This window comes from Pseudomonas sp. 300 (assembly GCF_055803035.1).
Genome location: NZ_JAVLRV010000002.1, coordinates 1,911,771 through 1,934,621, shown reverse-complemented (window position 1 = coordinate 1,934,621; position 22,851 = coordinate 1,911,771). Strand labels below are relative to the sequence as shown.

Below are 22,851 nucleotides of genomic sequence, written 5' to 3'. Positions count from 1 at the left end.
GCGCTCGTGGATCGATCCCATCGCGTTGCGGTCAAACTGCCAGTAAACTGCGTTCCTATTCCTGAACCACTCTATTCAGAGGTTTTGCATGACTCTCAGTCCTTTTGCGGGAAAACCGGCACCGGCAGAGTTGTTGGTCGACATCCCGCGACTGGTAACGGCTTATTACACCGGCCAGCCCGATGCTGCGATCTCCACCCAGCGTGTCGCTTTCGGCACGTCCGGGCACCGCGGTAGCTCGTTCGACTTGAGTTTCAACGAATGGCATGTTCTGGCGATTAGCCAGGCGATCTGCCTGTACCGCGAAGCCCAGGGCATCGATGGTCCGCTGTTCGTCGGCATCGACACCCACGCGCTGTCCACCCCGGCCGGCACCAGCGCCCTCGAAGTACTGGCCGCGAACGGCGTGACAGTGATGATTGCGGAGGGTGACGAGTACACCCCCACACCGGCCATTTCCCACGCGATTCTCTGTTATAACCGTGGCCGCACCTCAGGCCTGGCAGACGGCATCGTCATCACGCCCTCCCACAACCCGCCGCAAAGCGGTGGCTACAAATACAACCCGACCAACGGTGGCCCGGCCGATACCCACATCACCAAGTGGATCGAAGCCAAGGCCAACGAGCTGTTGAGCAACAAGCTCGCCGGCGTCAAGCGCATCAGCTACGAGCAGGCGCTGAAAGCCAGTACCACGCACCGTCACGATTACCTCAACACCTATGTCGCCGACCTGATCAACGTGATCGACTTCGACGCCATCCGCAACGCCAAATTGCGTCTGGGCGTCGATCCGCTGGGCGGAGCAGGGGTGCGTTACTGGTCGGCGATTGCCGAGCATTACAAGCTGGACCTCGACGTGGTGAACAAGCAGGTCGATCCGACTTTCCGCTTCATGACAGTCGACTGGGATGGCCAGATCCGCATGGACCCCTCGTCCAGCCACGCCATGCAAGGCCTGATCGGCCTCAAAGAGCGTTTTGACGTAGCGTTCGCCTGTGACCCGGATCACGATCGCCATGGCATCGTGACGCCGTCCGGTGGTTTGCTAGCGCCGAACAGTTACCTGGCGGTGTCCATTGACTACCTGTTCCAGAACCGCCCGCAATGGCGCGCCGATGCAGCCGTGGGTAAAACCGTGGTCAGCAGTGGCTTGATTGATCGAGTGGCCAAGCGCTTGGGTCGTCGACTCTACGAAGTGCCAGTCGGTTTCAAATGGTTTGCAGACGGCCTGTTCGACGGCTCGCTGGGATTTGGCGGCGAAGAAAGCGCCGGTGCCTCGTTCCTGCGCAGGGATGGCGGCGTCTGGAGCACTGACAAGGATGGTTTGATTCCGGCCCTGTTGGCCGCGGAAATGACTGCCCGTACCGGCCGCGACCCGAGCCAGGCGTATCGCGCGTTGACCGATGAGCTGGGTGAACCGTTCTCGGTGCGGGTCGATGCCAAGGCCAATCCGGAACAGAAAGCGTTGCTGAGCAAGTTGTCACCGGAGCAAGTCACCTCGACCCAGCTTGCGGGCGAAGCGATCCAGAGCATCCTCAGCCACGCGCCGGGTAATGACCAGGCCATTGGCGGCCTGAAAGTCATGACCGAAAACGGCTGGTTCGCAGCGCGTCCGTCAGGTACGGAAGACATCTACAAGATCTACGCTGAGAGTTTCGTCAGTGATGAGCATCTGAAGCAGTTGGTGGCTGAAGCGCAAACATTGGTGGATAGCGCAATTTCTGCGAAATAGTAGAGGGCCCCTTCGCTGGCAAGCCAGCTCCCCACAAGGAATGCACAAAACCCCTGTGGGAGCGAGCCTGCTCGCGATGGCGTCGGCACAGTCACCAACAACTATGAAAAAGGGGCGACCATTTCCGGTCGCCCCTTTTTTCGCCCTGCATTTACCCAATCAAGCGAGGTCCACCAGGACAATTTCACTGTCCTCAATGGCTGTTACGCTCAACACCTGCTCATCCGTCACCGCGACACCGTCTCGAGCTTGTGCACGCAAGCCATTGACTTCAATGACGCCCGTCGCCGGCACCAGGTAAGCACGACGGCCATTGTCCAGCCGATATTGCGCAGACTCGCCCGCCTTCAGGTTCGCCGCAACCAGGCGCGCATCCGCACGGATCCGCAGGCTTTGATCGTCACCGGTCTTGCCGCTGGCCAGGGTCACGAAGCCTTCGCGCTGACCTTTAGGGAACGGTTTCGCACCCCAGGACGGCGCCAGGCCTGTTTCGTTCGGGATGATCCAGATCTGGAAGATTTTAGTTTCAGTCGCTTCCAGGTTGTACTCACTGTGGGCGATCCCGGTGCCAGCGCTCATGACCTGCACGTCGCCCGCTTCGGTACGGCCTTTGTTACCCAGGTTGTCCTCGTGGGTAATCGCGCCTTCACGGACATAAGTGATGATTTCCATGTCCCGGTGCGGGTGTTTCGGAAAACCGGTGCCCGAGGCGATCACGTCGTCGTTCCATACCCGCAGATTGCCCCAGTTCATGCGTTTGGGGTCATGGTATTCGGCGAACGAAAAGTGGTGATGAGCATCCAACCAGCCATGGTGGGCGCCGCCCAAGGAGTTGAAGGGCCTGAGTTCGAGCATGATCGTCTCCTGAAAGAGGGTGGTGAATGGCGAGCATCATCTATCAGCAACTGATCGATAAAAAGCGTAAAAAATGCCTCAATACAATCGAATAAACTGATATTAAATCAGCTCGAAACATTCTTACCCAGCCTTCACTTCATCGCATAAGCCAATGACCTGTAAGCATTTCACTAGAACTGAATGGCAAATGCAGACACCATAGCCCGCAACAGCCTCACACCCTGGAGTCAGCCCGCGTGCCGCAACACACCCCCGATCTTCCTCCTGAACTACGGCCCCTGGCCGAGATGCCACTGCTCAAGCGTCTGGCCGCCCGATTCTTTGGCCATGGGTTGACGCGTCTGCGTGCACAGCATCGGGCGTCATGGCTGCATGGCCAGGCTGATGGTTTTCGCAGCGGCCACAGCGCCGGGGTGGATTACGGCTACAAGGAAGGCAGGCTCGAAGGGTTGGAGGAAGGTCGGCAGGTGTTGCTGATTCGTGACTCGCGCTCGACCGAGCACCGACCACCCAACGTCGATGACAACCTGTTCGACGACTGGCGCCTGCCATTGACCGCTGAACTGAAGAAACGCATGAAGGCCGATGTCGCTCGTTTGCTCGCGCCACAGGCTCAACCCAGCACCGCACAGTGGAAAATGATCTTCAGCGATACGCCATCGACGTCGGTAATCGCCGGCGCGGGGGCGGGCAAGTCGACCACTCTGGTGCTGCGCATTTTGCTGCTGACCCACTATCTGGGCTTCGAGCTGAACTCAATGACCGTCGTAACGTTCACGCGGGAGTCGCGCAAGGACTTCATCAACAAGCTGATCGAGATGTTTGCGCTCTGGGGGCGGCCACTCGGCTTCAAGGAGGCGCGGGATCTGGTGCGCACCTTCCATTCGCGAATCCTGCCGATGGTGCGCAGCCTGCCGGGCTTCGAGCGGCTGCAAGCGTTCGAAAACCTCAGCAGCCGGGCACAAGGCGCTGACGAGGAGGTCGACAGTAATCCTTTCGACTTGCGCATCAACGACGCCCAGCGCCAGCAGCTCAATGCCTGCTATCACCACCTGCACACGCGTGATGAGCGCTTTCGCGAATTGATCAAACCGTTGTCGCGGCATGCCTTGCAGCTCAAGGAGCTGGAGCGCGATCACCCGGACGTGCAAAAACGCATGGCCGTGACCGAACTGGCCGCCAAGCGTGATGAAGAGTTATGCGACTTCGTTGAAGATTTGTGGTTCCGCGCAGGCGCCTGGCCCATCAAAGGCATCGAGCCCAATCGACAGTCGTTTGATATCAACGGCTCGACCTTTCATTGCCATGGCTATATTCCGAGCCTGGATGCGTGGGTGGTGCTGGGTTTCGACCCGCGGGAAAACCCGCAGATCAGCCGTCCGAATGCGAAGCTCAGCGTTCGCGCAGAGTGGGCGGTAAAGCGAACCCTGTTTCAAGCTTTCTGTCGTAAGCCTTTGATATGGATAGATAGTTATGAAACATCCAAACGTGTTTTGGCGTCCCTTGCGGGCGATGCCAGCGCCGGGCCTGGGTTCGATTACAAGGTCAAGGGCGAGCTCGGTTCCGCGCCGTTGCTGGACTGTTTTGTCGCAGCGGCCGGGTTTATTGAAAATCTTGGCCTGGATGTTCCGAGCGCCGTAGGCCAGATGAGCTTCGCCAAGGACGACCCTGACCGGTTTTTCTTCGAGGCCCTGAGCCTGTACTGGCGAGCCTTTGGAGGATCATTTGCTGGATCAGAAGCCGCCGGTAATGACTTACAACCGCATGTTCGCTTTGTTCAGCGAGCATTCGCCGGAAAACCAGAAGCTGTTGAGCGATGAACTGCTGCGGCCGCTGTCGCACCTGATGATCGACGAATTTCAGGACGTATCGCCGCAGATTGTTTCCTGGATTCGTGCCAGCCTGGCTGAGATTCGCAGTCGTGGCCCGGCCATGCATGTGGGGCGCGGCGCTCAGCGTTCGTCGCTGCTGTGTGTGGGCGATGACTGGCAGTCCATTTATGGATGGCGCGGCAGTTCGCCGACGTATTTCATGGAATTCAACAAGGAATTCCCGTCGCCGAGCACGACCAAGGTGATGCTCAGCGACAATTATCGCAGCCATCAACACATCATCGACGCCGCCGAACACATCGTGCGCGCCGCGCCGGCCATTGCCGGCAAGAAGGCCAAGGCCAGCGGCGAGTCAAAAGCGCTGCTGCCGGTCAACGTGCTGGATCGGGACGATCAAGACTTGGCCAAACGGTTGATGGAGCACTACAGGCAAGGCGATACCATCTTGATGCTCTATCGAAAAAGTAGCGATAAGTCATTGATAGAAAAGCATATTCTTCCTGTAGTTAATGTTGATTCTAACTTGCCGTACGAGTCGCGACGGCTGAAGCAGTTGACCTATCACAGCGCCAAGGGTCTTCAGGCTGATGCCGTGTTTTTGCTGGGAGACTGCCAGCACCTGACCAGTTCCCCGTACAAGAATCAGGTCTACCGCATGGCCGGTCTGGGTAAGGCTGGCGACAACGAAGCTTACGATAACGCGCAAAAAGACGAGATTCTGCGGCTGGCTTATGTCGGCATCACTCGGGCGGTCAGCCATTGCTACTGGTATGTCGATGGGCAGGACAAACAAGCGGCGAACATGCCCAAGGCCTCCGACCGGATCGGCAAAGGCAAGGTTTTCTTTACCGATCACCGGGGCAACAAGGCATTGGTTTAAAGCCTTTTGACCCTCACAAAAAAGCCCACACGCTGTGGGCTTTTGATTGTGGCAACGGCGTTTCAACCTTCAGGCATAGCTCCTGAGGGCTACCGGTGGAATGAAAGATTCGAGCTCATCCTCCACCGCTTCGATTATTCGTTCTACGTCCGCCGCGTTCATGACAGTCGCGCACGGAATGCCGGCAATGGCGATCATGGTCTCGCCCGTGGCACGGTCAAAAAGACGGGCGATCATACTGCCCGGTGCGTCCATGCTCGCCTCAAAACCCATGGGATGAAAATGCCAGCGCATCAACTGGCAGGCGTTTGGAAAGGTGACTTTACTGAACCCTTTATTCATATGTTGCCCGCCTTCATTATCGAGCGCTTCCGTTAGCTCATGTTAGGAGGGAAGAGCCTTCATTGGCTCAACCGGTGACTGCCCTTTAAAAGTAGCATCCGCATGTGAAAATAATGTGGATTTTTCAGGCCGTTTGGCGATTGCTTCGGTTTTTTTGATTCAGGTCACATCGCTGCGGTATTTCGGCAAAAGGCCAGCATTGATTGATCATTGAAGCCGGTGCTGAATTTCGGCAAGCTCGCCTTTTTCTCGTCGAGTCCTTTATGCATGCCGATGATGATGGTCCGTCGCAGACCCAGGCCACGAGCGAGACGGTCATGCGCTATCACCTGCGCTGGAAGCACCGGGATCTTGACGGTGTCATGGCGTTGTATCACCCGGACATCCAGTACAGCGACTTCTTCCAGAACCGCGTGATGGGGTTGGACCAATTGCGCGAGTACGTGCGCAGCAGCATGCCGCGCGGTCCGGATGAAGCGCTGGAGCACTCGGACCGCATCCGGCTGGACGGCAACACCGCGTTCATTCAGTACCGCATCACCCTGCGGGGCGGTGAGGGGTTGGTGTCATTTCGGGCCAGCGAGGCGATTACCGTCCGCGACGGGCTGATCTGGCGGGTTAACGAATACGCCTCGCTGGTGCATGAACTGCCCGTCAGCAAAACAACGAACAGTCAGCGCCCGGCCGTCAGCCGGCTCGGCTTGTCGCCGCGTCAGCTGAGTTTCATGGCGCAAGACCTGCAACAGTATTTCCAGCGCCAGCAACCTTATCTGGATCCTGAACTCGACCTGCAACGGGTGGCGAAGGAGTGCGGGTACAGCCGCAATCAGATGTCCTACCTGCTGAACCAGGTGCTAGGCCAGAGTTTCTACCGCTACGTTAACCAGGCGCGCTTGCAACATGTGCTCGCCGCACTGGAAAACGTCGCACCGCCCCTGCGCATCGACGATCTGGCGTTTGCCGCCGGCTTCAACTCGTTGTCCGCGTTCTATAGCTGTTTCCGCCAACACACCGGCCTGTCGCCCAAGGCCTACGTCAAACAAATTTCTTTGCGTGCACGCGCGCAAGACAGACTCTGAGCCCACGCACTAGGATCGACGCCATCGAAGTTTGAGTGGTGGAGTCTTACATGCCGGTGTGGCGCACTATCAGTTTGTGGATGGATCAACTCGACGAGCCGTTGCTGGCGCGGCCGGCGCTGGAACACGATCTTGATGTCGATGTCGCCATCATTGGCGCGGGGTACACCGGGCTCTGGACCGCGTACTACCTCAGGCGCCTGGCACCGGCGTTGAACATCGCCATCATTGAAGCGCAAACCGCAGGTTTTGGTGCCTCCGGGCGCAATGGCGGCTGGTTGATGGGCAACCTCCTGGGAGAAGACCGCTTGCTCGCCGACTTACCGCCCGAGCAGCGGCGGGCATCGTATGAACTGCTGCACAGCATTCCTGATGAAGTAGAGATTGTCCTCGAACGGGAAGGCATCGACTGTGATTACCGTAAAGGCGGGGCGCTGTATTGCGCTGCGCGCTACCCCGAACAGGAAACCAGCCTTCGACACTACCTGGACAAGCTGTATAGCCAGGGCCTGACCGAAAGCCATTACCGCTGGCTCAGCCCCGAGCAGTTGGCGCAACAGATCAGAATCGCCAAGCCTTATGGCGGTATCTATGCACCGCACGTTGCGACCCTGCAACCGGCAAAGTTGGTGCGAGGTCTGGCCCGCACGGTAGAACGCATGGGCGTCAGGATTTACGAAAACAGTCCGGTCACCCACTGGCAATCCGGCAGTCTGCGCACGGCGAACGCGGCGGTGCGCAGCCGCTGGATCGTTCCGGCGGTAGAAGGGTACGCGACCACGCTGCCCCCGCTGGGGCGCTATCAGTTGCCGGTGCAAAGCCTGATCGTCGCCACCGAGCCGCTGTCGGCTGCCACTTGGGACGGAATCGGCCTGAGCCACGGGCAGGCGTTTGGCGAAAGCAGCCGTCAGGTCACTTACGGTCAGCGTACGGCGGATAACCGCCTGGTGTTCGGCGCGCGGGGTGGCTATCAGTTTGCCGGCAAGTTGCGCCATGACTTCGACCTGACCACCAGCGAAGTGGAGTTGCGGCGTTACCTGTTCGGCGAGCTCTTCCCGCAACTCAAGCACGTGCGCCTCACTCACGGCTGGGGCGGCAACCTGGGCATGTCTCGGCGGTTCAAGCCGCACATGCTGTGCGATCACGCGAGCGGCATTGCGATTTCCGGCGGTTACGGCGGGGAGGGTGTCGGCGCCAGCAACCTGGGTGGACGGACCCTGGCCGACTTGATTCTGCAACGCGACACCGAGCTGATTCGCCAGCCGTGGGTCATCCCGCAGGGCGGTCTCGATGCGCTCAAGACCTGGGAGCCGGAACCCTGTCGCTGGCTGGGTTACAACGCGATCATCCGCAGCTTTGTCCACGAAGACCAGACCCTGGCCAACCCGGCCACCGCGCCTTGGCGACGCAAGCTGGCCAGCGGTGTCGCAGGGTTCATGGAGGGTTTCATGCAGTAAACAGCGCGCTTTTCACCTAAAAGCTCAATCGACAGGTACTCCCATGGGCATCACGCAGTTCAAGAACACCGCAACCCTGACGCTGGACGAATCTAACCCGGTCGCCGTGCCACTGGGCACCCCCGTGGCGGTGGCTTCCACCACCAGCGTCGAACGCGACGACGGGGTCGAAACCGGCGTCTGGGAATGCACCCCCGGCCGCTGGCGTCGACAGATCGTGGCGCAAGAATTTTGTCATTTCATTCAGGGGCGCTGCACCTTCACCCCGGATGACGGTGAAACCCTCCACATAGAAGCCGGCGACGCACTGATGTTGCCAGCCAACAGCCTCGGTATCTGGGACATTCAGGAAACCGTGCGCAAGACCTACGTTTTGATTTTTTGATCCTCTGATTGCCTGCCAACAACAATAACCCACACAGGAATCCACTCATGATCCGAAAGACTTTGGCACTGGCCCCACTGGCGCTCGTTGTTTCCCTCAGCCACGCGGCCGACACCGTCAAGATCTACAACTGGTCGGACTACATTGCACCGGACACCACCAAAAACTTCCAGAAAGAAACCGGCATCGCCTTCAGCTATGACGTCTACGACAGCAATGAAACCCTCGACGGCAAGTTGATGACCGGCAAATCCGGGTACGACGTGGTGTTCCCGTCCAACCACTTCATGGCGCGGCAGATTCAGGGCGGTGCGCTGAAGAAACTCGACAAGAGCCAGTTGCCGAACTGGAAGAACCTCAATCCGGTCTTGCTCAAAGCCTTGCAGACCAACGATCCGGGCAACGAGCACGGCTTCCCGTATCTATGGGGCAGCACCGGCATCGGCTACAACATCGCCAAGGTCAAAGCGGTGCTGGGCGATAACGCGCCGGTGGATTCCTGGGACCTGATCTTCAAACCCGAAAACATGGCCAAACTGCAGAAGTGCGGCGTGGCCATTCTCGACAACGGGCCCGAACTGTTGCCGGCCGCGCTGAACTATCTGGGTTTGCCGCATCACAGCAAGAACCCGGAAGACTACAAAAAGGCTGAAGCGCTGCTGATGAAAGTCCGGCCTTACATCAGCTACTTCCATTCGTCCAAGTACACCAGCGACCTCGCCAACGGTGACATCTGCGTGGCGGTCGGTTTCTCCGGCGACATCCTGCAGGCTGAAAATCGCGCCAGAGAAGCCAAAAATGGCGTGGACATCGGCTATGCGATTCCCAAGGAAGGCGCCGCCATCTGGTTCGACATGGTTGCCATGCCCGCCGACGCCCCGGACGAAAAGGCCGGCTACGCCTTCATGGACTACCTGTTGCGCCCGGACGTCATGGCCGGCATCAGCAACTACGTGCACTACGCCAATGGCAACGAACAGGCTGACAGCCTGATCGACCCGGCGATCAAGAACGACACCAAGGTTTACCCGAGCCCGGAAATGATGGGGAAACTGTTCGCGCTGGAAGCGATGCCGTTGAACATCGACCGGATTCGGACACGAGTGTGGAACAAGATTCGCACGGGTAGCTGACAGGCGGGACCGGGCCATCGGGACAGGGTTGTCCCGTTGCGCGATCAACTGACCGGCTCGGCCGTACAACTCATTTGCCCCGAGCCCGGCATCTGGAACAAGGCGTCGCTGCCGTTTTGCCAGAAGTTGTAGCTTCCCCGGTAATCCTTGCCGTTGTATTGAGTTGCGGAATCATTCGGCACCTGGATTAGGGTGGCAGAGGTATTCCCCCATTTCAGGTACGCGACACGTGGCTGGACATTGAAGTAAGTGACGGCAATTAACGCGTTGAGCCCGGCGCAACGGAAGGCGATCGGGCCGTCGGTCAGTCTGCTCGGATCCTTGGTGCGTGCAATTGCCGAGCCCTGACGAAGCTGATGCGCCCGCTCGGCATAACTTCGGATCGTGCAGGCGATGGGCTGTGCTTCGGAAGAGCACTGATTGCGGGCGCCCACCCAGAACCGCTGTTCGATCTCGATTTTGTCAGGACGTGGCACCGAATGATCGTCCGTCAGTGCCAGGCGATAAAGGCGCGTCAGTTCAATATCCATCTGTTTCAGTTGAGGGGTACGGCAGATCAGCTTCTCGACGGCTGCGGCGGCCCTGGCGCAGTCGAAGCTGGTTTCCAGGACCACGGAAGTCTCGGCATTCGTACACAGGCTCGCTGCCGCACCTGTGCCAGCGGTGATGAGCGCGACTAAAAAGGGTGTGAACATTTTCATGTCGGCTTCACCCGGATCATTTTGTGAGGCCCGTGGAGTAACGAAAACCTGCATCGTCATGCGTTACATGGGGTGTACGCAGTTTAAGGCAGTGTGCGAAACCTGCCACATCGAGGAGGGCTCGCGATGAACGATAACGAGGTGTTTAATCTTCCTTGCGAACCGTGGCCACATCATCAACCTTGATCTTCACTTTCGCCCCGGAAATATCTTCGAATTCGTAAAAGCCTTCCTTGTTGTTGGCTTTTGGCATGTCCTTGGTCAAATACTGAGTGCCGTTCTGCAGCGTCACGACCGTTGGCGTCGAGCAACCGGCCAATGTCAGAAGCGCGGCGGCTGCCAGGGGCAAACCCAGAGTCTTGATGTTCATAACCACCTCATATCCTCCAAAAAAACAGCGCGACGGCCTTGGACCCTCCAATCGCCACTGTACCTCTACCGCGGTTGGTGCGAAGTATCCGCAGAAAGTTCGACGGTCCAGAAAAAAAATCTGCATCGCGCTGCCGCTTATCCTTTTCCGTTTGCACCGGACGGGTTGTAGCTGGTATCTGTACGCATAACCAGTACTCTTTCGCCATGGCCCTGTTTTCCTGTGACTACAAATCCCCTCGATGATCCGTTCTATTACTTGAATAACTTCATGCAAGTACTTGATTGGCTTGAACATCGCTATGTCGATGTGTTGAGTGTCGAGGAGCAATGCTTCATCCGTGAATTCAACCGACTGCCCCGGGAGCCCCGTGCGTTACTGGTGCGGATGGTCATGCGCAAGGGCGTTCACTTCCGGGCGAGCAAACTGCATTACGTCGAGATTGGCGACATTGCCCGGGCCGCCGAACCGTTGTTGGCCCTGGGCTGGATTGATGAGCAGTCGCCGCTGCCGCTCGACGTGGTGTTCGAGGTGCTGCTCAAGGCCGAAATCCTTCAATGCTTCGGTGCCGCCATCGATCAGCCCAAGGCGAAAAAGTCCGACTGGCTGCCCGAACTGAGCGAACAGTTTCCCGAGATACAACCCTTCAATCAGTGGTGCGCGCCACTGGATGATCGATTGTTCAGCCTGACTATCATGGGCTTGTGCGATCGCCTGCGCCTGATGTTTTTCGGCAACCTGTACCAGGACTGGTCGGAGTTCGTGCTCGCTGACCTCGGCATCTTTACCTATGAAAAAGTCGAGTTCTGTACCGAATCACGCGGCTTGCGCAGTCGCGAGGACGTGGATACCTGCCTGTTTCTTCATGATTGTCAGCAGCGTTTCGATGCCGGAGAAGCAGTGGCGGCGATTGTCGAGCAGATCAACGGACTGGCGCTGAGCAATCCCTGGCTGCAAAAACGGCGCGGCAAATTGCTGTTCCTGATCGGTCAGCATTGCGAGCGCATGGCGGACTTCGCCAATGCCCTCAATATTTACCGCGAGTGCGCCTGGCCTGGTGCTCGGGGGCGATTGATTCGTGTGCTGGAGCGCTGTGGCGAGTATCAACTGGCGATGGACCTGGCCGTTGCTGCCGGGCAGTCGCCGGAAAGCGCCGCCGAACAACAGCAATTGCTGCGTGTGGTACCCAGGCTGCGACGCAAGCTCGGCGGGCCGGCAGTGAAACGATCTTCTCCACGGGAAATGCAACGGCTCGATCTGCAACTGCCCAGAACCGACCCGGCGCTGTCGGTGGAATCCTGCGTTCAGGCGCATCTGGCGGAGGACTCGGCACCGGTGCATTACGTCGAAAACAGCCTGATCAACTCATTGTTCGGGCTGCTGTGCTGGCCGGCAATCTTTGCGCCGTTACCGGGTGCGTTTTTCCACCCGTTTCAGCGGGGGCCGGCGGATTTGCTCAATGAAGACTTCCAGGCGCGCCGGGCTGATCTGTTTCAGGCCTGCCTCGTCGAACTCGATGACGGGCGTTACCGTCAGACCATCCGTGAGCGGTATGCCGTGAAGTGGGGGGTGCAGTCGCCTTTCGTGTTCTGGGGGGCGTTGAGCGAACAGTTGCTTGAACAAGCCCTCGATTGCCTGCCCGCCGAGCACCTCAAACACTGGTTCAACCGCCTGTTGCTGGACATCAAGGCCAACCGCGCCGGTATGCCGGACCTGATCCAGTTCTGGCCGCAGCACAAGACCTACCGCATGATCGAAGTCAAAGGCCCCGGTGATCGCCTGCAGGACAACCAGTTGCGCTGGCTCGAATTCTGCCATGAACACCAGATGCCGATTGCTGTTTGCTACGTGCAGTGGGCGGAGCAGAGCGCTTGAGCTACAGCATCGCAGTGCGGGCGTTGTGTGAATTCACCGCCAAGGTCGGGGACCTCGACCTGCGCTTCACGCCATCGCCGACGGCACTGGAGGGAATCGTCGGCCACCGCACGGTGGCGTCCCGGCGCAGCGAGGGTTACCAGAGCGAAGTCGCGCTTGAAAGTGTGTACCAGACGTTGAAGGTCAAGGGCAGGGCGGATGGTTACGACCCGGCGCAAAACTGCCTGGAAGAAGTCAAAACCTATCGCGGGGACTTGAGCAAACAACCGGCCAACCATCGTCAACTGCATTGGGCGCAGGCCAAGGTTTACGGCTGGTTGATGTGCCAGAAACTGGACCTGGCGCAGATCAACCTGGCACTGGTGTATTTCGACATCGTCAGCGAAAAGGAAACCTGCCTGGTCGAGGCCTTCAGCGCTGAAGAACTGCAGGCATTCTTCGAGCATCATTGTCAGCTTTTCCTGCATTGGGCCGAACAGGAATTGGCCCATCGCGAGGCGCGCAACAGCGCGGCGCAGCAATTGGAATTTCCCCATGCCGGTTTTCGTCCGGGGCAGCGTCATTTGGCCGAGTCGGTGTTCAAGGCGGTCAGCACCGGACGGTGCCTGATGGCACAGGCGCCGACCGGTATCGGCAAGACGCTTGGCACGCTGTTTCCAATGCTTAAGGCGCTGGCGCCGCAGCAACTGGACAAGGTGTTCTTCCTTACGGCAAAAACGCCGGGGCGCAAACTGGCGCTCGACGCGGCGCAGGTGATCCTCGACAGCGGTGCTGCGCCACCGCTGCGGGTCCTGGAAATGATCGCCCGGGACAAGGCTTGCGAGCATCCGGACAAAGCCTGCCACGGCGAATCCTGCCCCTTGGCCCTGGGCTTCTATGATCGCTTGCCGGCTGCGCGCCGGGCCGCCAGCGCGTTGACGCTGTTGAACCAGAACGCCTTGCGCGAGGTAGCGCTCAAACATGCGGTTTGCCCGTATTACCTGAGCCAGGAAATGGCCCGCTGGGCAGACGTGGTGGTCGCCGACTACAACTACTATTTCGATTTCAGTGCGCTGCTGTTCGGGCTGGCCCAGGCCAACCACTGGAAAGTGGCGGTGCTGGTGGACGAAGCCCACAACCTGGTGGAGCGCGGCCGGCAGATGTACAGCGCCAGTCTCGACCAATCGACCTTCAACGATGTGCGTAAAACCGCTCCCGAGCCGTTGAAGAAATCCCTGCAGCGGGTCAATCGCGAGTGGAACACCCTGCATAATCTGCAATTGGGGGCGTATCAGGCCTACGACAAGCCTCCGGAAAAGCTGCTTCAGGCGCTGTCTTCGTGCACGGCGAGCATCGGCGATTACCTCAACGATCATCCGCAGGGACTGGACAGCGCATTGCAGACGTTTTATTTCGACATGCTGCAATTCTGCCGCGTCGCCGAACTGTTCGATGAACAGTTCCTGTTCGACATCGGCAAGCGGGACCTCGAGCGCAAAAAGCCGCTTTCGCAACTGTGCCTGCGCAACGTGGTGCCTGCGGGCTTCATCCGCCCGCGCCTGACGGCTGCACGCAGCACCGTGCTGTTTTCTGCGACGTTGAGTCCGCGTCATTACTACGCGGATCTCCTCGGGACGCCGGCGACCACGGTGTGGATCGACGTCGAATCACCGTTTCACGCCGACCAGTTGAAGGTGCATATCGTCAGCCAGATATCCACGCGGTTCGTCCATCGGCAATCGTCCCTTGCACCGATCGTCGAGCTGATCGCCCGGCAGTTCAGTCAACGCCCCGGCAACTACCTGGCATTTTTCAGCAGCTTCGATTACTTGCAGCAAGTGGCACAGTTGCTGGCCGAAAAACATCCGCACATCAATTTGTGGGCGCAATCCCGGGGCATGGGGGAAGCCCGGCGCCAGGACTTTCTCGACCAATTCACCGCGGATAGCCAGGGAGTTGGCTTCGCGGTGTTGGGCGGGGCATTTGGCGAGGGCATCGACTTGCCCGGCGCGCGGCTGATCGGTGCATTTATCGCCACCTTGGGTCTTGCGCAACTCAACCCGGTCAATGAACAGTTGAAACATCGCATGGCAGCGATTTTCGGTGCTGGTTACGACTACACCTACCTGTTTCCCGGCGTGCAGAAGGTGGTGCAGGCCGCGGGTCGGGTGATCCGCACCCAGCAGGATGAAGGGGTGGTGATGTTGATCGATGACCGGTTTGGCGACAGCAAGGTCAAGCAACTGCTACCGCGCTGGTGGTCGGTTGCGCTGGCGAATTCGGTCTCGGTCGAGTAGGAATTTTTACTTTTAAAAACATAGACATACCTTGAAAAACACAGGCATTTGAACAAGTGGCGTATGCCCGCTTTAGTCATAGAGGCAATCATCACTTTCAGCCAGTCTTTGATAAGGAAATCAAGGTATGTCAGCAGCACCGAACTATACGTACACCCAAGAGCAGGTCACGGCAGCATTCGATGAAATAAAAGCGACGCTGTTCAGCGGCATCACCGCCGAGGCAACTCCGAAAATGCTGATCGCTGCCGGTCTGCAGGGGTCGGGCAAAACGTATCTGCTTGAAAAAAGTCTTCTGCCTTCGGGCCGCTATAAAAACTACGTGCGCCTTTACCTGCTCGAATACCGGGAAAAACACCCTCAGTACGCCGAGATGATCAAACTCGGTGTTTTGCATGCGTATGAACATACGGAGGCGTTTGTACGTGATGTCTGCGCGAAAATCTTTGCGCAGGCATTCGTCAGTAAATTCAACATCATCATGGAATGCGCATTCGACAGTATCGATTTTGCGAATTTTCCACCTTCAGCGACCATCGCCGGTTATCAATTCGAGACTCACATTGTCGGGTGCAATCAAGCGTTCGCTCATGTTTCGAGCATCAAGAGAGCGTTCAACAGCCTCAAAGAAAAACAAATGGAGCGCTTTCTGACGTCATCGGCGCTGGACGCCAGCATGAGCAATGCGCAAGCGATCATCCTGGCCCTGGAAACAGCCGCGAAAGCGGTCAGCGGATCACAAATCACCCTTTACGAACGCGGGTTTGGTGAGTTGAAGGAGCGGACCTTGCGTGCCCAAAGCCTCTACACCAGGGATGCCGACGATGAACTGGTGATCACCGGCTCACCAGCGCCTTACTCCTACGGTGCTTACGGTGAAATCATCAACAATCCTGTATACACCATGGGCGATCGTGACGAGATCGTAAAAGAGTGCCACATGGCGCTGCTCAAGGCCGGCCTGTACGACAGTCATGTTCCTGGCTTCGTATGCAACGACTTGTATGCCTACATTGTCAGATACGTGTACCGCTGACTTTTTGCGGCGAGCATTGCTTTTCAACTTTCCAAATCCCGCTTTGTCGCATACTCCAGAAAAATAATCCTGCCGAGATGGATCAATGATTGAAGATCGAACCAAAGCCAGCGCAATCGAGGACGGGCGCTTTCGCCTGTTGATCGATGCGGTGATTGACTATGCGATCTACATGATTGATCCCGACGGCATCATTACCAGCTGGAACGCCGGAGCTCGACGCTTCAAAGGGTATGAGGAAGCGGAAATCCTCGGTCAGCATTTCTCGCGTTTCTACACGGAAGAAGACCGTCTCAAGGGAATGCCCCAGCGAGCTCTGGAAACTGCCATTCGGGAAGGGCGTTTCGAAGGCGAAGGCTGGCGGATACGCAAGGACGGTACACGTTTCTGGTGCCATGTGGTGATCGACCCGATCCTCGACCCGACGGGAAAATTGCTGGGGTTTGCCAAGATCACCCGGGACCTGACCGACCGCAAGATGGCCGAAGAAGTCCTCAAACAAAGCGAGCAGCAGTTCCGGCTATTGGTTCAAAGCGTCACGGACTACGCCATCTACATGCTCGACGCCAATGGATGCCTGACCAACTGGAATCCTGGGGCCCAGCGCATCAAGGGTTACTTGCCCGAAGAAGTGATCGGCCAGCATTTTTCGATGTTTTACACCCCGGAAGATCGCGCAGCCGGCGAACCGAAACGCACGCTGGACATTGCCGTCCGTGAAGGACGATTCGAGAACAAGGGCTGGCGACTGCGCAAGGACGGCACACGGTTCCTGGCGCATGTCGTGGTCGATCCGATCTGGGGCGAAACCGGCACGTTGCTCGGTTTCGCCAAGATCACCCGGGATATCACCGAAGCGACCCGCGCTCAGCAAGCCCTCGAACAAACCCGCGAAGCGCTTTTCCAGGCGCAAAAAATGCAAGCCATCGGGCAGCTTAGCGGGGGGATTGCCCATGACTTCAATAATCTGTTGACGGTGATCCTTGGCAATCTGGAAATCGTGCGCAAGCGCGTGGGGGAGGATAAAAAAATCACCCGCTTGCTGGACAACGCCACTCAAGGCGCCTTGCGCGGAGTGTCGCTGACCCAGCGCATGCTTGCATTTGCCAGACGTCAGGAATTGAAGACCGAATCGGTCGAGATACCGGCGCTGCTAGAAGGTATCACCGGCCTGTTGCGCAGTTCCCTCGGGCCTACGGTGGTTCTCGAAACCCGTTTTACGGAAGCAGTCGAGCCGGTTTTGGCCGACATAAACCAACTCGAACTGGCAGTCCTGAATCTGGTGACCAACGCCCGCGATGCCATGCCCCATGGTGGCAAGATCCTGATCCGCGCCCGGTCTGAAGAAGCCAGTGATCACTCCGCGCTCACGCCAATGTCAGGCCGTTATGTTTGCCTCTCCATCAATGACACAGGGGAGGGCATGGACGACGCCACACTCGCCGTGGCGATGGACCCGTTCTTTACCACCAAGGGGGTTGGCAAAGGTACAGGGCTGGGATTGTCGATGGTGCATGGCTTCATCGAACAACTGGGCGGGCGATTCATCATCAAGAGTCACAAGGGCGAGGGCACCACGGCCGAACTGTGGATTCCCGTGGCTACACAGGGTTCGGTTGCCAAACCTGTAGAGGAAAATGCCGCGCCTCCGGTGTCTCGTCTATGCGTGCTGGTGGTGGACGACGACAGCCTGGTGCTGACCAGTACCTGCCTTTTGCTCGAAGACTTGGGGCATCGGGTGATCAGTGCGGTATCCGGGGCTCAAGCGCTGAAAGTGTTCGACAGCGAACAGGCCATCGATCTGGTCATTACCGACATGGCTATGCCACAAATGGACGGCGCGCACCTGGCGCAGGCGATACGCAGCATCAAACCTGACCTGCCGATCATCCTGGCCACGGGTTACGCCGAGCGGCTGGAAGGCTTTGCGACCAGACTACCGCGCTTGTCCAAACCTTTTACTCAACTCAATCTGGTGGAAATCATTGCCTCGACGATGAAGTGAATCATTGTTCGGTTGCGGAGCCTGCGTTCTTTTTGAACCCGCGCAAGTTCATGGCACACAGGCAAAATTGCAACACGATCAACGCGTAGGCCTGAGTGTGATACCCCCAGATCACCCATAAAATATTGCTGAGGATAAAGCAGATGAACCCCCAGACCCGGCGCCTGGGGTTTCGTGAACCGATCAGCCAAGCCGCCAGCACCGTGACCAGCATCGCTGGCCATTGCACCCAATCAAGATCGTCCATTGCAGGCCCCTTGCCGTGTTAATCCAGCTGAACTTGTCAGTAGGCGTTTCTTCTAAACGTTTTCCATTCTGTGCGTGATTCCCTTGCCAAGAATACTGACTGAAGCTCCAGCCGAAGAAGCCCTGACCGAACACAACGCCAAGATGTTCGGCTCGCCCAAGGAACGTCTGGATTTCTACCGTCGGGAAATCCAGTACGAAACCAGCATTCTGGCCAATCGCACCGACGCCTACCTCGCGGCGCAATCGTTTCTGGTGATTGCTTTTGCATCGTGCATGTCCAACCTTAATCCCGAGTGGGGCAAACTGTTCACCCTGGTGGTGCCGCCGTTTCTGGCGCTGTTGGGAATACTCAGTTCACTTAACGCCTGGCCGGGTATTCGCGCGGCGTACGACATCATCGATCACTGGCACTTCAAGCAGAGTGAACTGCTGCGCAGCGAACCCCTGATGGGGCTCGCTTACGACGAGTCGCCGTTGTTCAGCGAAATGGAATCGTCCCACAAGGGCTACCGCAAATCCCTGTTGTTTTCGGTGCGTACACCCTGGATTTTTGCCACGTTCTGGGTATTGCTGGGCAGTTACGCGGTTTTTATCCAGGTGACCAATCCCGGCGCGTAAGACGCAAAAGCAAAAAGGCCCGGCAAACGCCGGGCCTTTTATTGCCTGCCACTTTGATCAGGCTGCCAGATTGGCCGCACTCATTTCTTTCTTGTACTGAGCCTTAAGACTTTCCATTTGCGCACCCAATTCTTCGAGGGTGGCCTTGCCCAGCAGCTTTTTCGCCTGAGGAAACATTTCTGTTTCTTCCTCTTCGATGTGGTGTTCCAGCAACTCCTTGACCACTTTTACGCGGCCGGCGAATTCCACAGAGGATGGATCGGTCACTTTCAAGTCAGGCAACACCAGCGAGTCAACGGTACGGTGTTCTTCCTTGGCTTCGTAGTACATGACGTCCTGTTCCTTGCCGCCCGCTTTTTTATACGCGGGGTACAAGACTTCCTCTTCGAGACGGGTATGGATCGTGATCTCCATTTCAAGCTTGGCCAGCAGCTCGGTGCGTTTTTTAACACCACGCTCGGTGGATTCGCTCAATTGGGTCAGGATGCCCTTTACGCGTTCATGGTCGGCTTGCAGCAGGTCAATAGCGTTCATGGTCGAGTCTCTCCAATAGTCACGGGGATGAGCGCGAACGGTCTCAAGGCCGAAGGTCGCTCATGGTGCAGGAGCATTTGTCGTGCCGATTTTTCTGCTGTGGCATCTGTCTTGAAAATCAACAGGTTGAATTGGCTGATGGCGATCTGAAGTCATGCAGGCTGCATGAGTATGTTTTTTGGCTCATGCAGATCGCGGCATCGAATTTTGCGGAAATTTGCAGGTATCCAATCAAGCCTTTTGCTTTTTGCGCTGTTCGTACCAAGCCAGCATCGGTTGCGTGCTGATGCCATGGATGAGGATGCTCAGCGCAACCACCGACAACGTCAAGTCGGTGCAAAGCGCTGCGATTGAAGGCGCGAGCCCATGGTTCAGGGCATAGAAAAGGTAATACAGGCTACCGATGCCGCGTATGCCGAACCAGCCGATCAACAGGCGCTGGCGCCCGTCCAGCAAGCCACGCCAGGGCAGGGCGACGACGCTCAGCGGCCGGATCAGGCAAAACAACACGCCGCCGATCAGCAGCGCTCGCCAGTCCCAGTGCCCAATCAGCACGACACCGAGCAGCGTCACCAGAAACACTTCCATGGCGCGTTCGACCAGACTGCCGAAGGCGAGCATGTCGCCCATCATGATGCCGGCGGCGACCTGCGTTTCTTCAAGACCTTCGGTGTCGCCATGAACGGCCTGGTGCGGATCGACGTTCTGATGGCCGACGACAGGCTGCACCCGATGCTCGGCCGGCAGTTCGTCGTCGCCGGTGGATTTGACTTCTACATGGCGCAGGCCCAGGCCTGCTGCGAACACGGATAAAAAGCCGTAGCCATGAATCGATTCGGCAGCGACGTACGCCAGGGCGATCAACGCGAGGGCCAGGTAGTCGTTGGGGGAAAGGGTGCTGTCGTCATTTTTGATCCGCAGTACCAACGTCAGGCGACCAATGCCGCGCCCCATCACGTAACCCGTGAGCAAACCGGCAGGAACGGCCCAGAGCAGGCTGCGCAGCGCCCAATCGCCCAGCCAGCCGGGGTTGCCGTCGTGTTGCAACAGCAGCAACCCGAGGATCACGAACGGAAACGCAATCCCGTCGTTGAGCCCGGCTTCACCGGAGAGGCCAAATCGCACGCTGTCGTCATCCCGGGCGTCATTGACTTGCACCAGCGCGGCGAGAACCGGGTCGGTGGGTGCCAGTATCGATCCGATCAACACGGCCGCGCCCCAGGACAATTCGAAACCGTAGTGCAGCAGCAGGGAAACGCCGGTAATGGTCAACACCATCACCGGGCCAGCCAGACCTGCGGCGATGCGCCAGTTTTTGTCCTTGAAGGGCGAGCGTAACTTCAGGCCACACACAAACAACGAAAAGAGCACCGCGACTTCCGTCAGGTGCTCCATCCAGATAGAGGCGTCGTTCATGTCCAGCTTCAACAGGCCGAGCGCTGCCGGCCCGATGGCGATCCCCAGCATCAGGCACACCGCCGAGGTCGTCACCGGCATCCAGCGCAGGTACGACGATGTCAACGCCAGTGTCAGCAGCACCGCACCCAACACCGCCACCCAGAGAATGAAGCTCATGCGCTGTACTCGCCGGACAGGTGTTGCGAGGTTGGGCCGTGGGCGATCAACCGACAGTCGCGCGCAGGTATTCCGGTGTCAGTACGTTGAACCACACCAGGATCATTTCCACCAGGGCAGTGACCAGCACCAACAACCCGACACCCCAGACACAGGCGGCATTCAGCAACCCCTGTTCCTTGCGTTCGTGCATGAACGTCGGCATGCCGATGAACAGCAAAAACGTCGAGTAGATCGAGGCCGCACCGAGCACGGTAATCGCCAGCCAACGACTCGGGTACAGACCGGCAAAGCCTGCAAGGAAAAACGGGGTGACGGTATACGCGGCAAAACCGATGCACTGGTTGACCGTCGGCCGCGCATCGAACGAGCGGGACATCCAGCGGATGAACAGACCCATCAACGCCACGCCGGCGACAATGGTCACGTAAAGCAGCACGCACAATTGCAGCGCGCTACTGCTGCTGAGCTTCACCGTTTCGTTTTCGGCCAGGCTCCAGCCAACGTAGGTAGTCCCGATAAACAGGCAGACGGCAGGGATCAAGGCGAGCAGCAACAAGTGAGCGAGGTAGTGGCGGGGGTGAGCTTCCTCTTCTTTGCGGATATCCGTCCACGCGAAGTTCGGTTGGGTAAACAGTTTGACGATAGGTGCGGACATGACGACCTCCTAATCGGGAGCGGCCCCGTGACAGGAGCCCCTAAAGTATTGAGGGGCGAGCCTTGTCCTGGGTTCACTTTTTTCTTGCCGCAGCCGGGCAGGGCCCGATAGAGGGAATGTTTACTGTGGTGAAGGCGCTTGCCGTGGCGAGAGAGCTTGCTCCCGCTGGGCTGCGCAGCGGCCCCCTTTTGTGAGCGCTGCGCCCTCAAGCGCGAGTAAGCTCGCTCCCCACAGGATGTCCCTTCAAAGCATCGGTTTGCCACCGGTAATCCCGTAGCGCTGACCAGTGATGTAGCTGGCCTCATCCGACGCCAGCAGCACATAAATGGGCGCCACTTCGACCGGTTGTCCCGGCCGTCCCAGAGGTGTCTGCCCGCCAAAGTTCTGCACTTCCTCATCCGGCATGGTCGAGACGATCAGCGGTGTCCAGATGGGCCCCGGCGCCACGCAGTTCACTCGGATGTTTTTCGGCCCCAGCATTTGCGCCAGGCCGCCGGTGAAATTGGCAATCGCACCTTTGGTCGTGGCGTAGGGGAGCAGGGTCGGTTTGGGCATGTCCGAATTGACTGAGCTGGTGTTGATGATCGAACTACCGGGCTTCATGTGCTTCAGCGCCGCCTGGCAGATCCGGAAGATGGCAGTGATGTTGACGTCGAAGGTCATCACCCATTCTTCGTCCGGGATGTCCTCGAAGTTTTCGTGGGTCATCTGGAACGCGGCGTTGTTGACCAGAATGTCGATACGGCCAAAGCGCTCGACGGTTTTATCGACGAGCGCCTGGCATTGCGCTTTCTGTGCGATGTCGCCGGGCAGCAACACGCACTGACGCCCGGCCTGTTCGACCCAGCGCGCGGTTTCCTGCGCGTCTTCGTGTTCATTGAGGTAGGCAACGGCGACGTCCGCGCCTTCACGGGCGAAGGCGATTGCGACTGCGCGGCCGATACCGCTGTCGGCGCCGGTGATCAGGGCGATCTTGCCGAGCAGACGGCCGGAGCCTTTGTAGCTCTGCTCGCCGCAATCCGGATACGGGTCCATTTTCTTCTGGGAGCCGGGGACGGGCTGGCCCTGTTTCTTGAAGGGCGGTTTTGGATAGTCAGTCATCGGGAAATCTCCGTTCTCAAGGCAGAAGCGTCAAAGGGTGGACCCCGCTCTTTTGCCTTGAGTTCGGTTGGATTTCGGACGGTTGCTGAAACCTTCAAATCAACCCGACCTCCTGTGGGAGCTAGCCTGCTAGCGATGGCGTCGGATCAGTC

General features: G+C 58.1%; 19 protein-coding genes and 1 pseudogene. 11 read left to right on the top strand and 9 right to left on the bottom strand.

Annotation, left to right across the window (positions count from 1 at the left end):
• Window positions 1–88 precede the first annotated feature (88 nt).
• Window positions 89–1,735, top strand: coding sequence for a phosphoglucomutase (alpha-D-glucose-1,6-bisphosphate-dependent) (gene pgm, locus Q7W83_RS15285; protein ID WP_473656295.1), 1,647 nt, complete (start codon window positions 89–91; stop codon window positions 1,733–1,735).
• Window positions 1,736–1,894: 159 nt separating this feature from the next.
• Here the strand turns inward: pgm and Q7W83_RS15280 are convergent, their stop codons facing one another.
• Window positions 1,895–2,590 (bottom strand): pirin family protein, encoded by a 696-nt coding sequence (locus Q7W83_RS15280; protein ID WP_150629607.1) that lies wholly within the window; start codon window positions 2,588–2,590, stop codon window positions 1,895–1,897.
• A 239-nt stretch (window positions 2,591–2,829) separates the two neighbouring features.
• On the opposite strand from Q7W83_RS15280, the pseudogene Q7W83_RS15275 reads away from it, so the two are divergent.
• A pseudogene (locus Q7W83_RS15275) lies at window positions 2,830–5,305 on the top strand (UvrD-helicase domain-containing protein).
• 69 nt (window positions 5,306–5,374) lie between these two features.
• On the opposite strand, the gene Q7W83_RS15270 reads toward Q7W83_RS15275, so the two are convergent.
• Complete coding sequence (locus Q7W83_RS15270; protein WP_150629604.1) at window positions 5,375–5,647, bottom strand: DUF1652 domain-containing protein; 273 nt, start codon at window positions 5,645–5,647, stop codon at window positions 5,375–5,377.
• A 263-nt stretch (window positions 5,648–5,910) separates the two neighbouring features.
• On the opposite strand from Q7W83_RS15270, the gene Q7W83_RS15265 reads away from it, so the two are divergent.
• Genes Q7W83_RS15265 through Q7W83_RS15250 form a run of 4 tightly spaced genes read left to right on the top strand, consistent with a single transcriptional unit; the run spans window position 5,911 to window position 9,701 of the window.
• Window positions 5,911–6,726, top strand: coding sequence for a helix-turn-helix transcriptional regulator (locus Q7W83_RS15265; RefSeq protein WP_150629602.1), 816 nt, complete (start codon window positions 5,911–5,913; stop codon window positions 6,724–6,726).
• Between the two features lie 50 nt (window positions 6,727–6,776).
• Window positions 6,777–8,183: an NAD(P)/FAD-dependent oxidoreductase gene (locus tag Q7W83_RS15260; protein WP_473656294.1), complete on the top strand. Its 1,407-nt coding sequence runs from the start codon at window positions 6,777–6,779 to the stop codon at window positions 8,181–8,183.
• A 43-nt stretch (window positions 8,184–8,226) separates the two neighbouring features.
• Window positions 8,227–8,568: a cupin domain-containing protein gene (locus tag Q7W83_RS15255; protein WP_150653426.1), complete on the top strand. Its 342-nt coding sequence runs from the start codon at window positions 8,227–8,229 to the stop codon at window positions 8,566–8,568.
• Window positions 8,569–8,615: 47 nt separating this feature from the next.
• On the top strand, window positions 8,616–9,701 hold the full coding sequence (locus Q7W83_RS15250; protein ID WP_150629596.1) for a polyamine ABC transporter substrate-binding protein: 1,086 nt from the start codon (window positions 8,616–8,618) through the stop codon (window positions 9,699–9,701).
• Between the two features lie 44 nt (window positions 9,702–9,745).
• Here the strand turns inward: Q7W83_RS15250 and Q7W83_RS15245 are convergent, their stop codons facing one another.
• Window positions 9,746–10,402, bottom strand: a complete 657-nt coding sequence (locus tag Q7W83_RS15245) for an MliC family protein (protein ID WP_150653425.1) — start codon at window positions 10,400–10,402, stop codon at window positions 9,746–9,748.
• 145 nt (window positions 10,403–10,547) lie between these two features.
• Window positions 10,548–10,772 (bottom strand): YgdI/YgdR family lipoprotein, encoded by a 225-nt coding sequence (locus Q7W83_RS15240; RefSeq protein WP_150629592.1) that lies wholly within the window; start codon window positions 10,770–10,772, stop codon window positions 10,548–10,550.
• 222 nt (window positions 10,773–10,994) lie between these two features.
• Between Q7W83_RS15240 and Q7W83_RS15235 the strand changes: the two genes are divergently transcribed.
• The 4 genes from Q7W83_RS15235 to Q7W83_RS15220 all read left to right on the top strand — a co-directional run bounded on the left by Q7W83_RS15235 (window position 10,995) and on the right by Q7W83_RS15220 (window position 17,964).
• Window positions 10,995–12,647 (top strand): VRR-NUC domain-containing protein, encoded by a 1,653-nt coding sequence (locus Q7W83_RS15235; protein ID WP_150636457.1) that lies wholly within the window; start codon window positions 10,995–10,997, stop codon window positions 12,645–12,647.
• Entirely contained in the window at window positions 12,644–14,923 is a 2,280-nt protein-coding gene (locus tag Q7W83_RS15230; protein ID WP_473656293.1) for an ATP-dependent DNA helicase, read from the top strand. The genes Q7W83_RS15235 and Q7W83_RS15230 overlap by 4 nt, the downstream gene beginning before the upstream one ends.
• A gap of 127 nt (window positions 14,924–15,050) precedes the next feature.
• Window positions 15,051–15,959 carry a zeta toxin family protein gene (locus Q7W83_RS15225; RefSeq protein ID WP_150636461.1) on the top strand — a complete coding sequence of 303 codons (909 nt, stop codon included), beginning with the start codon at window positions 15,051–15,053 and terminating at the stop codon, window positions 15,957–15,959.
• Window positions 15,960–16,044: 85 nt separating this feature from the next.
• A complete protein-coding gene (locus Q7W83_RS15220; RefSeq protein ID WP_473656292.1) occupies window positions 16,045–17,964 on the top strand; it encodes a hybrid sensor histidine kinase/response regulator in 1,920 nt (639 codons plus the stop codon).
• Between the two features lies 1 nt (window position 17,965).
• Here the strand turns inward: Q7W83_RS15220 and Q7W83_RS15215 are convergent, their stop codons facing one another.
• Window positions 17,966–18,211 carry a hypothetical protein gene (locus Q7W83_RS15215; protein ID WP_150629582.1) on the bottom strand — a complete coding sequence of 82 codons (246 nt, stop codon included), beginning with the start codon at window positions 18,209–18,211 and terminating at the stop codon, window positions 17,966–17,968.
• Window positions 18,212–18,294: 83 nt separating this feature from the next.
• Between Q7W83_RS15215 and Q7W83_RS15210 the strand changes: the two genes are divergently transcribed.
• Window positions 18,295–18,831: a hypothetical protein gene (locus Q7W83_RS15210; protein WP_150629581.1), complete on the top strand. Its 537-nt coding sequence runs from the start codon at window positions 18,295–18,297 to the stop codon at window positions 18,829–18,831.
• Window positions 18,832–18,888: 57 nt separating this feature from the next.
• Here the strand turns inward: Q7W83_RS15210 and Q7W83_RS15205 are convergent, their stop codons facing one another.
• The 4 genes from Q7W83_RS15205 to Q7W83_RS15190 form a co-directional block, all read right to left on the bottom strand.
• Complete coding sequence (locus Q7W83_RS15205) at window positions 18,889–19,365, bottom strand: hemerythrin domain-containing protein (RefSeq protein ID WP_150629579.1); 477 nt, start codon at window positions 19,363–19,365, stop codon at window positions 18,889–18,891.
• A gap of 231 nt (window positions 19,366–19,596) precedes the next feature.
• Window positions 19,597–20,940, bottom strand: a complete 1,344-nt coding sequence (locus Q7W83_RS15200; RefSeq protein ID WP_473656291.1) for a cation:proton antiporter — start codon at window positions 20,938–20,940, stop codon at window positions 19,597–19,599.
• 46 nt (window positions 20,941–20,986) lie between these two features.
• Entirely contained in the window at window positions 20,987–21,598 is a 612-nt protein-coding gene (locus Q7W83_RS15195) for a Yip1 family protein (protein WP_150629575.1), read from the bottom strand.
• A gap of 243 nt (window positions 21,599–21,841) precedes the next feature.
• Window positions 21,842–22,699, bottom strand: a complete 858-nt coding sequence (locus Q7W83_RS15190; RefSeq protein ID WP_473656290.1) for an SDR family oxidoreductase — start codon at window positions 22,697–22,699, stop codon at window positions 21,842–21,844.
• Between the last annotated feature and the right edge of the window lie 152 nt (window positions 22,700–22,851).

Coding starts and splice junctions, on each gene's coding strand:
- pgm (WP_473656295.1), top strand. CDS start 89: ATGACTCTCAGTCCTTTTGCGGGAAAACCGGCACCGGCAGAGTTGTTG.
- Q7W83_RS15280 (WP_150629607.1), bottom strand. CDS start 2,590: ATGCTCGAACTCAGGCCCTTCAACTCCTTGGGCGGCGCCCACCATGGC.
- Q7W83_RS15270 (WP_150629604.1), bottom strand. CDS start 5,647: ATGAATAAAGGGTTCAGTAAAGTCACCTTTCCAAACGCCTGCCAGTTG.
- Q7W83_RS15265 (WP_150629602.1), top strand. CDS start 5,911: ATGCATGCCGATGATGATGGTCCGTCGCAGACCCAGGCCACGAGCGAG.
- Q7W83_RS15260 (WP_473656294.1), top strand. CDS start 6,777: ATGCCGGTGTGGCGCACTATCAGTTTGTGGATGGATCAACTCGACGAG.
- Q7W83_RS15255 (WP_150653426.1), top strand. CDS start 8,227: ATGGGCATCACGCAGTTCAAGAACACCGCAACCCTGACGCTGGACGAA.
- Q7W83_RS15250 (WP_150629596.1), top strand. CDS start 8,616: ATGATCCGAAAGACTTTGGCACTGGCCCCACTGGCGCTCGTTGTTTCC.
- Q7W83_RS15245 (WP_150653425.1), bottom strand. CDS start 10,402: ATGAAAATGTTCACACCCTTTTTAGTCGCGCTCATCACCGCTGGCACA.
- Q7W83_RS15240 (WP_150629592.1), bottom strand. CDS start 10,772: ATGAACATCAAGACTCTGGGTTTGCCCCTGGCAGCCGCCGCGCTTCTG.
- Q7W83_RS15225 (WP_150636461.1), top strand. CDS start 15,051: ATGTCAGCAGCACCGAACTATACGTACACCCAAGAGCAGGTCACGGCA.
- Q7W83_RS15220 (WP_473656292.1), top strand. CDS start 16,045: ATGATTGAAGATCGAACCAAAGCCAGCGCAATCGAGGACGGGCGCTTT.
- Q7W83_RS15215 (WP_150629582.1), bottom strand. CDS start 18,211: ATGGACGATCTTGATTGGGTGCAATGGCCAGCGATGCTGGTCACGGTG.
- Q7W83_RS15205 (WP_150629579.1), bottom strand. CDS start 19,365: ATGAACGCTATTGACCTGCTGCAAGCCGACCATGAACGCGTAAAGGGC.
- Q7W83_RS15200 (WP_473656291.1), bottom strand. CDS start 20,940: ATGAGCTTCATTCTCTGGGTGGCGGTGTTGGGTGCGGTGCTGCTGACA.
- Q7W83_RS15195 (WP_150629575.1), bottom strand. CDS start 21,598: ATGTCCGCACCTATCGTCAAACTGTTTACCCAACCGAACTTCGCGTGG.
- Q7W83_RS15190 (WP_473656290.1), bottom strand. CDS start 22,699: ATGACTGACTATCCAAAACCGCCCTTCAAGAAACAGGGCCAGCCCGTC.